This window comes from Pseudomonas sp. LBUM1669, from assembly GCF_059695705.1.
This window is the reverse complement of sequence record NZ_CP166784.1, coordinates 4,196,173-4,210,305: the sequence shown is the minus strand read 5'-3', so window position 1 is coordinate 4,210,305 and position 14,133 is coordinate 4,196,173. Positions and strand designations below refer to the sequence as shown.

The 14,133-nt window shown below is 60.2% G+C and carries 3 protein-coding genes; 2 read left to right on the top strand and 1 reads right to left on the bottom strand.

Annotated features, from left to right (window positions below; genetic code table 11):
* Positions 1-4: 4 nt before the first annotated feature.
* Entirely contained in the window at positions 5-1,741 is a 1,737-nt protein-coding gene (locus ACA051_RS19620; RefSeq protein ID WP_497304052.1) for a type I secretion system permease/ATPase, read from the bottom strand.
* Between the two features lie 692 nt (positions 1,742-2,433).
* Here ACA051_RS19620 and ACA051_RS19615 point away from each other — a divergent pair.
* Positions 2,434-13,470 (top strand): peroxidase family protein, encoded by an 11,037-nt coding sequence (locus tag ACA051_RS19615; protein ID WP_497371508.1) that lies wholly within the window; start codon positions 2,434-2,436, stop codon positions 13,468-13,470.
* Positions 13,471-13,661: 191 nt separating this feature from the next.
* Positions 13,662-14,090, top strand: coding sequence for a hypothetical protein (locus ACA051_RS19610; RefSeq protein ID WP_497371506.1), 429 nt, complete (start codon positions 13,662-13,664; stop codon positions 14,088-14,090).
* Positions 14,091-14,133: the final 43 nt, after the last annotated feature.

Sequence of the window (14,133 nt, the reverse complement as noted above, 5' to 3'; positions counted from 1 at the left end):
TCGGTCACTCCCGTGCTTTGACGGATGCCAGCGGAGTCGATGCGCCTGCAGGCATCACACTGGCCTTGCGCAGCGCTGCGAATACTTCGTCGCGAGTACCGAGCATCTGCACACCGCCGTCGCGCAGCATCAGCACCTTATCGACGGCGCAGAGCACATTGGGACGGTGGGAAATCAGAATGACGGTGGCGCCGCGGTTTTTCAGTTGAGCCAGCGCGTCGACCAAGCCCTTTTCACCGACGTCGTCGAGGTTGGCGTTCGGCTCATCCAGCACAATCAGATTGGGTTCTCCATACAGCGCGCGGGCCAGGGCGATGCGTTGCTTCTGGCCTCCGGAAAGCGGGCTGCCATCTGTGCCCAGGCGGGTCTCATAACCCTGCGCCAAACGCAGGATCATCTCGTGCACTCCCGTCGCCCTGGCGGCACGGATGACCGCGTCGCTGTCCACTTCGCCAAAGCGCGCAATGTTGTCGGCGATGGTGCCCTCGAACAGCTCCACGTCCTGTGGCAGGTAACCGAGCCAGGGGCCAAGTTCGCCCTTGTTCCAGGTGAAGATGTCCGCGCCGTCCAGGCGCACCTTGCCGGCCTGCGCCGGCCAGACGCCGACCAACAGACGGGCGAGGGTGGATTTGCCCGAGGCGGATGGACCGATAATGCCAAGGCTTTCGCCGGGGGAAAGGTTGAAGCTCACTCCGCGCAGAATCGTGTTGCTGGTGCCGGGCGCACCGGCATACACATTCTCCACCGCCAGCATGCCCAGCGGCCGCTGCAGCGACATGCTCGGTGGCCGGCGAGGATAGTCGTTCAGCATCTCGTTCAACCGGCCCCATGCCGAACGGCAGCCAAGCAGTTGCTTCCACGACGCGATGACTTGTTCAACCGGGGCCAGCGCGCGGCCGGTGAGGATCGAACAAGCAATCATCATCCCCGGGGTGATCTTGCCTTCGATCGCCAGCAGCGCGCCGGCGCCGAGGATCAGCGATTGCAAAGTGATGCGCACGAAGCGCCCGGTACTGCTGATCAGGGCGGCACGGTCGGAAGCCAGGGTCTGCATTTCCAGAATGTGCAAATGGCTTTGGTACCAGCGCTTGCCGATCGAAGGCAGCATGCCCATGGCCTCGATAACCTCGGCGTTGCGCAGGTTGTTGTTGGCGTAGCTGGCGGAGGAAAGGGCGGCCTGATTGGCTTCGGCCAGTGGCTTTTGCGTTGCCTTCTCGGTGAGATAAGCCAGGCCCACCAGAATCAGCGAGCCGATCAGCGTGACCAGTCCGAGCAGCGGGTGGATCAAATAGGCGACCAGCAGGTAGATGGGGGTCCATGGCGCATCAAAGAATGCGAACAGACCATTGCCGGTGAGAAATTGACGCACCTGTGCGAGATCTTGCAGGGCCTGGGCCGGATTACCTCCGGCGCGGCTCAGGTTTCGCTCGAATGCTGCGGTGAAAATGCGTCGATTAAGGTCCATGTCGAGGCAGTTGCCGACTCGGATCATCACGCGGGTGCGGAACATTTCCAGCGTGGCCATTAGCAGGAACAGGCCGATCACCAGGAAGGTCAACATCGTCAATGTTGTGACGTTTCGACTGACCAAGGCTCGATCATAGACCTGCAGCATGTAAATGGCTGGCGTCAACATCATGACGTTGATGACGCCGCTGAATCCGGCCAACGAGTAAAAACTGCGGCGAAGTCGAAAGAGCGCCTCGGCCAGTTCGGATCGGGTACTTGAGAGCTTGTGCATTTGATAGTCCCTCACCGAAAAGCCGGTTGTGCTTGCGGCAAAAAGCAGCAAAGCAAATGTGTGACAAACCATAGATGTAGTTGCGAATGCTTATCGTGGACACAAGCCATAGCGTTCTTGGAAAAGTTCCATAAGTTTTTATGTTCACATGCAGCAGCGTAGGTGGCGTTTGTCTCTCTAGCGATACAGTTTTAAATAACATTTCGCTCTATTAGTTCATCTGAATTTATATATATCGTTTAATAACAGTAAGTTGTCATGTCAAATGCCGATCGTCTTTTTTTACGTCGTAATATTGACAGCGCATTGCTATGGAACTTTAGTCATGTGCAAGGGCGCCCGTCTGAAGCCTGCCATCGCTTCGAAAGTGCAAGGCACGGTGGTCCTGAAGGAGCATGGCATGTCGATCATTTCGTTCTGTTGCACCGTGACGGAGCTGTTCAGGAAGTTCTCTTCGACTTCCCGATTCCATGGCCCACCAGCGGCCCGGAATCGCTCTGCCTAATCGCTCAGCGACATTTCATTGCGCGAACTCCAGGCGCGCCTTACCGGGCGCAGGGGACGGCTTTGCCTGATCCACGCCTGCTTTCGCCAAACAACCGAACCAACGAACTGCGCAAGCCAGCACCTGACTGGGCGTGGGAGGGTTTCATCGTCCCGTGCTTTTTCCCCAATATATCGAGGACACCGCAATGGCTAATTTCAACAAGTCGGACCTGGAATTCATCCTCAAGCAAATCTTCATCGCCGAAGCGCATGCTGACGGCGCCAGCCTCAATGATTTGCTACCTAACAGTCAGGTGCCATTCGGTTTGCGTACCGTCGATGGCAGCTCCAACAACCTGGTCGCCGGGCAAACCGAATTTGGCGCAGCGGACAATTCTTTCCTGCGCCTGCTTGATGCTTCTTATAGAGCGGCCTATGCCGGGACCGGGTCGGTGATCGACCCGCAGCCACGGATCATCAGTAACCTGATCAATGATCAGACCGCCAACAACCCGGCCGCGGTTGCGGCGAACGGCGGTGCCGACCCGGTGATCAGCCCAGGTTTCGATGGTGTGTTTGGCACGGAAGACGACAAGCAAGTGTTCTTCATCCCCAATGAGTCGCCGGACGTTGGCCTGACCGCCGGCTTCAACTCGTGGATGACCTTCTTTGGCCAGTTCTTCGACCACGGCCTCGACCTGCTCAGCAAGAGCAGTACCGACATCGTGTTTATTCCGTTGCAGCCGGACGATCCGTTGTTCGTGCCGGGTAGCCCGACCAATTTCATGGTGCTGTCACGGGCAGTGCGTACAGCCGGCGCGGACGGAATTGTCGGCACTACCGATGATGGCCAGCCCAACACCACCTCGCCGTTCGTGGACCAGAGCCAGACTTACAGCTCGCACCCCTCGCATCAGGTATTCCTGCGCGAATACGTCCTCAACGCGGCCGGTGACCCTGTTGCAACGGGGCGCTTGATTACCAACCGCGATCTCGGCGCCGATGGCAAGTTCGGCACGGCCGATGATGGCGACGGCGAAAATGGCGGCATGGCGACCTGGGCAGTGGTCAAGGCCCAGGCCCGTGACATTCTCGGCATCAACCTGACCGACGCCGATGTGCACAACGTGCCGCTGCTGGCAACGGATGCGTATGGCAACTTCATCCGGGGCTCGAGCGGTATGCCGCAGGTGGTGATGCGCGTCAGTAACGGTACTGACGGTATTGCCGGGACGGCTGATGACGTCACGCAACTGGTCGAAGGCAACCGGGATGCTCCGATCAGTCTGGCCAGCGCCGTGAGCACCGGGCATGGCTTCCTCGACGACATCGCCCACAATGCCGCGCCGGTAGTCGTCGGCGGGGTTCTGCAGGCAGATGCTGACGCCGATATCGGCAATGCGCAGCCGGTTGGAGCGGTCGGCAACAACCTGACCTACGACAACGAACTGCTCGACGCTCACTACATTGCCGGCGATGGCCGGGCGAACGAGAACATCGGCCTGACCGCCGTGCACCATGTGTTCCATTCCGAGCACAACCGCCTGGTCCAGCAATCCAAGGAAACCATCCTGGCCGCTGGCGATCTGGCGTTTCTCAATGAGTGGCTGGTGGACGATGTGGTCGCGATACCGACTACACTCGCCGAAATCGCAGCATTGGTGTGGGACGGCGAACGGCTGTTCCAGGCCGCCAAGTTCGGCACCGAGATGCAGTACCAGCACCTGGTGTTCGAGGAGTTCGCGCGGACCGTTCAGCCGCAGGTCGACGCATTCCTTGCCCCCAACGGCTATGACACCTCAATCAACCCGGCCATCCTCGCCGAGTTCGCCCACGTGGTGTACCGCTTCGGTCACTCGATGTTGACCGAGACCGTCGATCGCTTCGACCCCGAGTTCAATCCGCTCCTCACTGACCCGAACAACCCGGACTCGCAACTCGGTCTGATCGCGGCCTTCCTCAATCCGCTGGCATTCGCTGGCAGTGGCGCTACTGCAGACGAAGCGGCAGGGGCGATCATTCGCGGTGTGACCCGCCAGCTCGGCAACGAGATCGACGAGTTCGTCACCGAAGCGTTGCGCAACAATCTGCTCGGTCTGCCCCTCGATTTGCCGGCCCTGAACCTGGCGCGTGGTCGCGACACGGGTATCCCCACGTTGAATGAGGCGCGGCGTGAGTTCTACGAATCAACCGGTGACAGCCAACTCAAGCCGTACATCAGTTGGGCTGACTGGGCGGACAATCTCAAACACCCCGAGTCGTTGGTCAACTTCATCGCGGCCTATGGCACGCATGACACCATTACGGCCGCGACTACGCTGGCAGGCAAACGCGATGCTGCCCTGGCGCTGGTATTCGGGGGTGCCGGTTCGCCGGCTGACCGACTGGACTTCCTCAACGGTAGCGGTGCCTGGGCTAACGTAACGAAGGCCGGCAGGGACGGGGTACTGGGTACCGCAGACGACCTGACGGGTGTAACGATCACGGGCGTCGACGATATCGACTTCTGGGTCGGTGGCCTCGCCGAGCAGAAGATGCCGTTCGGCGGTATGCTCGGATCGTCGTTCAACTTCGTGTTTGAGACCCAGATGGAGGCGTTGCAGGACGGCGACCGCTTCTACTATCTGTCACGTACCGCGGGCCTGAACTTCGGCACCGAGTTGGAAAACAACTCCTTTGCCAAGCTGATCATGCTCAACACCGATGTCACTCACCTGTCGAACACGGTGTTCCTGACGCCGACGTTCACCCTCGAAGTGAATCAGGCCAATCAGTTCACTGGCCTTGGCGCGGGCAGCGCCGATCCAACTGGCGGCCTCATGATCAACGGCGTGGAAATCGTGCCGCTGGTGATCCGCGATAACCCCAACACCGTGGGTGCGGACAGTAATTATCTGCAATACACCGGTGAAGACCATGTCGTCCTGGGCGGCACCGCTGGCAATGACATCATCGTCTCCGGCGACGGTGATGACACTGTTTACGGCGACGGTGGCAACGACCGCCTCGAAGGCGGCGCCGGGAACGATGCGGTACTGGGCGGCGCGGGCGATGACATCATCACCGACTCGTTCGGTGACAACCGTCTGGAAGGTAATGCCGGTAACGATGTGATCATCGCCGGTAGCATGCTCGTTGGCGGCAACCTGATCCTGGGGGGCGATGGCCAAGACTTCATCATCACCACCGAAGACGTCAGCACCACCTTCGGCGGTCAGGGTGACGATTTCATCCTCGGTGCCAAGACCAACCTGCCAGCTACCGGCAACGAAGGTGATGACTGGATCGAGAAGGGCACCCAGGACGGTGCGCCTGGCGATAACGCTGCGCCGTTGCTCAATGACGATACGATCGGCAATGACATCTTTGTTGGTGGTGGTGGCTTCGACGAAATGATCGGCGAGGGTGGCGACGACATCTTTGTCGGCAGCGATGCCCAGGACAATATGGACGGTATGTCCGGTTTCGACTGGGTGACCTACAAAAATGACAGGGTCGGCGTGACCGTTGATCTGACCATGGCCACGCTGGCGCAACCACACGGCAACGCGCCAAACCAGAACAACGGGCCGTTCAATCCGGTCGGCGCCTCGCCGACCTCGATCCTCGACCGTTTTGCCGAGGTCGAAGGCTTGTCCGGTTCGCAATTCGGCGATGTGCTCAAGGGCGATAATGTTGATGCGGTCACTATCGTCGACCACGGTGGGACCACGGGCAGTGCGCTGACCAATGTGGCGTTGATTCGCGGACTGGAGCAGTTTCTGGCCGATGCGGGCTTGCCGACCACTGGCTTTGCCACGGGCAACATCATCCTCGGTGGCAATGGCAGTGACTTGATCGAGGGCCGCGGTGGCGATGATCTGATCGATGGCGACAAATGGATCAACGTCAGAATTGCGGTGTATGGACCCAACGACGTCAACCATACCGGCCCTGAAATCGCCACCTTCGACAGCATGGTCGACATGATCCCGTTCATGATCGACGGCACCTATAACCCAGGTCAGCTCAAGGCCGTGCGGGAAATCCTGCCCGGCACTTCGACAGGCGGGGCGGCTTTCGACACTGCCGTTTTCTCCGGCCTTCAGTCTGAGTATGTGGTGACGCGTGACACCCGCGGCACGGCCAATGTGGCGGACGATGTCTGGACGGTCACCGATACCGAAGTGGGTCGCGACGGCACCGATACCTTGCTGCACATCGAGCGCTTGCAGTTCGCCGATACCCAGCAAGTGCTGGTCCCGGGGCTGAACGAACAACCGGTGGGCAGGCCGACCGTCGCGGATGGAAACGGCGGCGCGATCACTGTGGGCGACACACTGACGGTGAGCATGGCCGGAGTGCGCGATTCCAACAACGTCGCGGTGGGTAACCCGCAGGGTTTCGTCAACAACGCCTCAGTGTCCTACTATTGGCAGTTCGAAGCCGACCCTGGCACCGGCGTGTTCGAAGACATCATCCTGCTGCCAGCGGGTGACCTGGCGTTCCAAAGTGCCGACGGCACCACGTTCAAGGTCTCGCCGGATCTTGCCGGGCTGGCACTGCGGGTCAAAGCGATCTACCAGGATGGTCATGGCACGACTGAAGTGGTGTTCTCGCAACCGACTGATGTGGTGGCTCCCGGCGAGCCGGTTGTGCCGACGGCGCAGACACCGGTAGTCAATGCTACCGAGGGTGGCGAGGGCCTTCACATGGTCCGCTCCGACCTCAACTTCATCCTTGATCAGATCAAGATTGCCGAGGCTGATGCGGCCGGTCAGGACATCCTCTCGCTGATCCCGAATATCCGCGCGCCGTTGGGCCTGCGTGCGGTCGATGGCTCGAACAACAACCTGATGAACCTCAACGGCATCAACAACACCGAGTATGGTGCTGCGGATAACACCTTCCCGCGCTTGACCGATCCGGTCTTCAATCCGGCGGAAGGTGCTCCTGCCGGCTTCTTCGGCCCCGGCTCGCCGGCGATCCCGGGTTCGTCGTATCAGCAGAGCAGCGGTTTTGTGTTTGACTCGCAGCCGCGCACCATCAGTAATCTGATCGTTGACCAGACGTCGAACAACCCGGCGGCCTATGCCACGGCTTACGACCCGGGTGCGGACGGTGTGCTCAACTTCGGCGCGGAGGGGAACGACGACGTGCTCAAGGATGGCACTCGAATAGTCGCCAGCCCCGGCATGGATGGTCAGTTCGGTACTGCCGACGACCATGATGTGTACCTGTTCGAGAACACCGCGCCGGACGCAGGGTTGTCCGCGCCGTTCAACGCCTGGATGACCTTCTTCGGGCAGTTCTTCGATCATGGGCTGGACCTGCTTACCAAAGGCGGTTCGGGCACCATCTTCATTCCGCTGCAACCGGATGATCCGCTGTATGTGCCAGGTGGCAACACTAACTTCATGGTGCTGACCCGCGCGACCAACCAGCCAGGGTCGGATGGCGTGCTCGGCACGGCCGACGACATCCATGAGCACACCAACACCACGTCGCCATTCGTGGATCAAAACCAGACCTACAGCTCGCACCCATCGCACCAGGTTTTCCTACGCGGTTATGAGCTGACCGACAACGGCCCCATCGCGACCGGCCGGCTGATCACTAACCGTGACCTGGGGGCGGATGGCAAGTTTGGTACCGCAGACGACATCGAAATCGGTGGTATGGCGACCTGGAAAGTGGTCAAGGCGCAGGCCAACGACATTCTGGGTATCCGCCTTACCGACGCCGACGTCGAAAACTCCCCGCTGTTGGCGACCGACGCCTATGGCAATTTCATCAAGGGGCCGAACGGCTTCCCGATGGTCGTGATGAAGGGCGTTGACGGTCTTGGTGGCACGGCTGATGACGTGCTCGTCGAAGGCAATCCGCTTGCCCCCATTAGCCTGACCAATGCTGTGCGCACCGGTCACCAGTTCCTCGCCGACATTGCCCACAATGCAGCGCCGGTGTTCAGCAGTGGCGTGCTCGTGCCTGACGCGGATTCCGATGTTGGCAACGCAGTGCCGTTCAATCCGCAGACCGGGGCCAACCTGGCCTACGACAACGAGTTGCTCGATGCGCACTACATCGCTGGCGACGGCCGGGTCAACGAGAACATCGGCCTGACCGCGGTGCATGCGATCTTCCACTCCGAGCACAATCGGCTGGTCGCGCAGACCAAGGACACCGTGCTCGATTCGGGCGACGTAGCCTTCCTCAACGAGTGGCTGCTTACTCCGGTGAGCGGGTTGCCCGCCAACCAGGCTGAGATCGATGCGCTGGTGTGGAATGGCGAGCGCTTGTTCCAGGCTGCCAAGTTCGGCACCGAGATGCAGTATCAGCACCTGGTGTTCGAAGAGTTTGCGCGCACTATCCAGCCCAACGTTGACCTGTTCTTTGCACCGACCCAGGTCTATGACGTTGACCTCGATGCCTCGATCGTCGCCGAGTTCGCCCATACCGTGTACCGGTTTGGCCACTCGATGCTGACCGAGACCGTTGATCGCTTCGACGTCGACTTCAACGTAATCGGCGATCCGAACAGCGCTGATCCTGATCAGCAACTCGGCCTGATCGCGGCGTTCCTCAACCCGTTGGCGTATGCCGCCAGTGGCGTGACGCCCGAAGATGCGACCAGTGCGATCGTGCGTGGGATGACTCGGCAAGCCGGTAACGAAATCGACGAGTTCGTCACCGAGGCGCTGCGCAACAACCTGCTCGGCCTGCCGCTCGACCTGCCAGCGATAAACATCGCCCGTGGCCGCGACGTGGGGATTCCTTCGCTCAATGCGGTCCGCCGCGACATCTACAGCCAAACCGGTGATACCCAACTCAAGCCGTACACCAGCTGGGTCGACCTGGTGCAGCACCTCAAACATCCGGAGTCGTTGATCAACTTCATCGCGGCCTATGGCACGCATAGCACGATCACGGAGGCGACCACGCTGGAAGACAAACGCGCTGCAGCTCTGGCGCTGGTATTGGGTGGTACGGGGGCGCCGGCTGATCGACTGGACTTCCTCAACGGCACCGGTGCCTGGACCAACGTAACGCTGGCCGGCAAGGATGGGCTGCTGGGTACTGCCGACGATCTGAAGGGGGTGACTGTCACGGGCGTTGATGCCATCGACCTCTGGATCGGCGGCCTGGCCGAAGAGAAAACCCCGTTCGGCGGCATGCTTGGCTCGACCTTCAACTTCGTGTTCGAGAACCAGCTGGAAAAACTGCAGGACGGCGACCGCTTCTACTATCTTGAGCGTACCGCTGGCCTGTCGATGAATGCCGAACTGGAAAGCAACTCGTTCGCCAAGCTGATCATGGCCAACACCTCGGCTACGCACTTGCCGGGCCTGGTGTTCTCGGACCCTGGTTTCTATCTGGAAAGGGATCAGAGCAAGCAGTACAACGATGGCCTGGGCAACGCCGATCCGCTTGGCGAGAACGGCGAGCAGGTGGTGTTCCGCGACAACCCGCTGACCGCGGGGCCGGACACCAACTACATCAAGTACACGGGTGATCAGCACATCGTGCTGGGCGGCACCAACAATGCAGACATCCTCGTCGCTAGTGAAGGCGATGACACGGTCTGGGGTGACGGCGGCAACGATGTCATCGAAGGCGGTGACGGCAACGACCAACTGCGCGGTGGCGCCGGCGACGACATCATCAGCGACCGCGGCGGCGACGATAACATCCAGGGGGGCGACGGCAACGACGTGCTGCATGGTGGCAATGGCGTCAACCTGATCATCGGCGGGTTCGGCAATGACTTCATCGTGACCGGCGAGGACGCCTCCGAGGCTATTGGTGGCCACGGCAACGACTTCATTCTGGGCAGCAAAGCCAACGAACAGGACATGGGTAACGAAGGCGACGACTGGATCGAGAAGGGCACTTCGGACGGTGCACCTGGCGACAACTTCGACCCGCTCGGCAACGACCCGATAATCGGCCACGATGTGTTCATCGGCGCTGGCGAAAACGACAAGTTCAACGGCGAGGGCGGCGACGACATCATGGTCGGCAGTCTCGGCCTGGGTGACCGCTATATCGGTGGCTCCGGCTATGACTGGGCGACTTTCAAGGGGCTCGCCCAGGGCGTGACCATCGACTTCACCGACCGCTTTTTCGATGTTCCACCGGTACCGGGTTCGGGTGCTTCGGCGCTGGTGCGGTTCGACATCATGGAAGGTTTGTCGGGTTCGTCCCACGGTGACTTCCTGCGCGGTGATAACGAAGATGCCACAACACTGCCCGGCGCGGGTGCAACTGGCAGTGTGCTGACCAACATCAACCTGATCGACGGCCTGGCTGATCTTCTGCCCGCCGGAGCAACGTTCTTCGACGGCGGCAATATCATCCTCGGCGGTAGCGGCAGCGACCTGATCGAAGGTCGCGGTGGTGACGACATCATCGATGGTGACAAGTGGCTGAACGTGCGTATAAGCGTGCGGGAAAATGTCGATGGCAGTGGCGAGGAAATCGCCACGTTCGACAGCATGGAGCCGCTGGTGCCGTTCATGATGAACGGTACTTACAACCCGGGCCAGTTGGTCATCGTGCGAGAGATTCTGACCGGCAATGACAGCTACGACACTGCGTTGTTCTCCGGTAATTTGGGGGAATACGGCATCGAGATCGATGGCGACACTGTCATCGTGACCGACTCGGTGGCGGGGCGCGATGGTGTCGATCGGTTGACGGGTATCGAGCGTCTGCAGTTCGCTGACGTGGCGCAATCGTCCGGAGTGGGCACCGCGCAAAACAACGACCCATCGGGTCATCTGGCAATCCTCGATGCTGCCACCGGTGTGCGTGACGATACGCCGGTTGCTGGCCAGTTGCTGCGAGTCAGTGATCGGGGGGTACACGACGCGGACAACCAAAGCGTGGCCAATCCGACCGGTGCGGTGACCGGTGGGGTGGCTTACTACTGGCAGGTCGAAACCATTGCCGGCTCGGGTGTCTATGATGACATCACCTCCGTCGCTGCTGGCGAGGCAACGCGGGCGATCGGCACCACCTACCGGGTGACGGACGATGTCGCTGGTCTGAACATCCGCGTCCGGGCGGTGTACCAGGATGCCAAGGGCACGCTGGAGATCGTCGATTCGTCCGGGAACAGTACACCGACCGAAGGGCCGACCGTGACCGGGCTTGCCGTGCAGAACCAGCTGTTGACCGCTGACCCGGCGAGCATCATCGACGTTGATGGCCTGAGCAATCCGCAGTTCACCTACCAGTGGCAGGCGAACGACGGGCTTGGCTTCGTCAACATCGCGGGCGCTACCGCTAGCACGTTCGCGCTTGGCCAGGCTCAGGTCGACAAGGAAGTGCGCGTGGTGATGGGCTACGTGGATGACTTAGGTGTGGCCGAAAGCGTTTCGTCCAACATCCTGGGGCCGGTGGACAACGTCAACGATGCACCGACTGCAGGGCCGACCGTCACCGGGCTTGCAGTGCAGAACCAGCTGTTGACTGCTAACCCGGCGAGCATCATCGACGTTGATGGCCTGAGCAATCCGCAGTTCACCTACCAATGGCAGGCGAACAACGGGCCTGGCTTCGTCAATATCGCCGGAGCTACCAGTAGCACGTTCGCGCTTGGCCAGGCTCAGGTCGGCCAGGCAGTGCGCGTGGTGATCGGTTACGTGGATGACTTCGGTGCGGCCGAGAGCGTTACATCCAACATCCTGGGGCCGGTGGCCAACGTCAACGATGCCCCGACAGGTGCGTTGCTGATCAGCGATACGACACCGGATCAAGGGCAGGTGCTGACCGCGCTGACGGCTGGGATTGCCGATGCCGATGGGCTTGGCACCTTCAGCTTCCAGTGGCAGCAAGGTGTCGGCGCGTCCTTCACTAACATCAACGGCGCGACGGCAGCGACCTTCACCCCTGGTGCGGCGCAGGTCAATCTGCAACTGCGAGTGATCGTGCGCTACACCGATGGCTTCGGCACGCTGGAGTCGGTGACCTCTGCGGCGACGGCAGCGATTGTGATACAGGGCGTGGTCCTGCAGGGCAATGCTTTGGCGAACACCCTCACCGGCACCGCGGGTAACGATGTGCTGATTGGCCTGGGCGGGAACGATACGCTGAATGGCCTGGCCGGTATCGACCAGTTGTTTGGCGGCACGGGCAACGACATCCTCAACGGCGGAGACGACAACGACGTCCTCAATGGCGAGGACGGCACCGACACCCTCAACGGTGGGCTCGGCGCGGATGCCATGAACGGCGGTGCCGGCAACGACACGTTTGTGGTCGACAACATCGGTGACCTTGTCACCGAGGCGCTGGGTGGTGGTACCGATCTGGTGCAAACCAGCCTGACGAACTACCTGCTCGGTGCCAACGTCGAGAACCTGACCTATACAGGTGCCAGTAACTTCACCGGTACCGGTAACGCGCTAGCCAACACCATCACCGGCGGGGTGGGTAACGACCTCCTCAATGGTGGTGCAGGTGTTGACCGGTTGGTGGGGGGAGCCGGCAACGATACCTACGTTGTCGATGCAGCCGCAGACGTGGTGGTCGAGGTGGCGGGTGGCGGTACGGACACCGTGCAGACTTCGCTGGCCAGCTACACGCTGGGCGCTAATGTCGAAAATCTGACCTACACCGGAGCCGGCAACTTCGTCGGCAACGGCAACGGGTTGAACAACGCCATCACCGCCGGAGCGGGTAATGACACTCTCAATGGTGGCGACGGCAACGACATCCTCACCGGCAACGGCGGCAACGACACACTGAATGGTGACGCCGGTAACGACCAACTGTTCGGTGGCATTGGCACGGATACCCTGAACGGCGGCACTGGCGATGACAGCCTCGACGGCGGTGATGGGGCGGATGTCTTGAATGGTGGAACAGGCAACGACACGCTGCTCGGTGGTGACGCTAACGACACATTGTTGGGTGGTACCGGCAATGACGTTATCGATGGCGGTACTGGCAACGATACGGTCACTGGCGGTGCTGGCAACGACATGATGGTTGCCAGCAGTGGCAACGATATCTTCATGTTCGCAGCGGGCTTCGGGGCTGATCAGATCATCGGCTTCGATGCCGACGCGGTGGGAGGCCAGGACCGGCTCGATATTTCTGCGTTCGGCGTCACTGCTGCGACCTTTGCCGGCATCGTCATCATCACCGATGTCGGTGCGGATACCTTGATCAGCTCCGCAGGAGCTGAGTCCATCCGCCTGGTCGGTGTGGCCGATGCAACAACCGTCACTGCCGCAGACTTCATTCTGGCCACTTGAGGTTCTGATCAGCAACGTCGCAGGGAGCGTGGACATCGAAGGGGAGGGCAATGGATGCCCTCCATTTTTTTAAAACTCTGGCCGTTTGTTCGGCCGAAAATGCGTGAACCACCCTGGCAAGCTGGCATATCGGCTCGTGGGAAACGCTCGATCAACATTTGACCAGGGAATGGAAAAAGGGGAGCCCGACCTTGAACATTTCAACGACCTGCGCCATGAGCAGCCTGTTAGTTTCGCTCACCGCTTCTGCTACCGGGATTATTCCGGTCTTCGAGCTGGACTTCACCCGATCCGCAACAGAAACGCTGCAAAAAATGGGCATCAACGACGCTTGTATTATCGCCGCTTCACATCCCGCTGAATTTACCTACTGCCGAGAAGGATCTTCAACGCTCTGGAAGTATCAAGCGTTGGATCTAGAGCAACAGGCGGCGATCCAAATTGGCCAAACGCGGTCTTCGATGGATCATCAGCGAATTACTGTCGCGCAATTCAATAGCACTGCCTGCGAAGAAGATCACCCTGCGCCAGTGGTAAACCCGGCTATCAGTCGTGGACTTGTCCTCGGCCTGCTCACCCTATTTCTGTTGATCGGTTTTCGACGCGCCCGCCACCAGTAATCCATACGTGATGAATGCTTCCCACTGACTCTTAACTGCTGAA

What these genes read in the sequence shown, in the direction of transcription:
- ACA051_RS19615 (WP_497371508.1), top strand. Translation starts at nt 2,434, where the DNA reads ATGGCTAATTTCAACAAGTCGGACCTGGAATTCATCCTCAAGCAAATC.
- ACA051_RS19620 (WP_497304052.1), bottom strand. Translation starts at nt 1,741, where the DNA reads ATGCACAAGCTCTCAAGTACCCGATCCGAACTGGCCGAGGCGCTCTTT.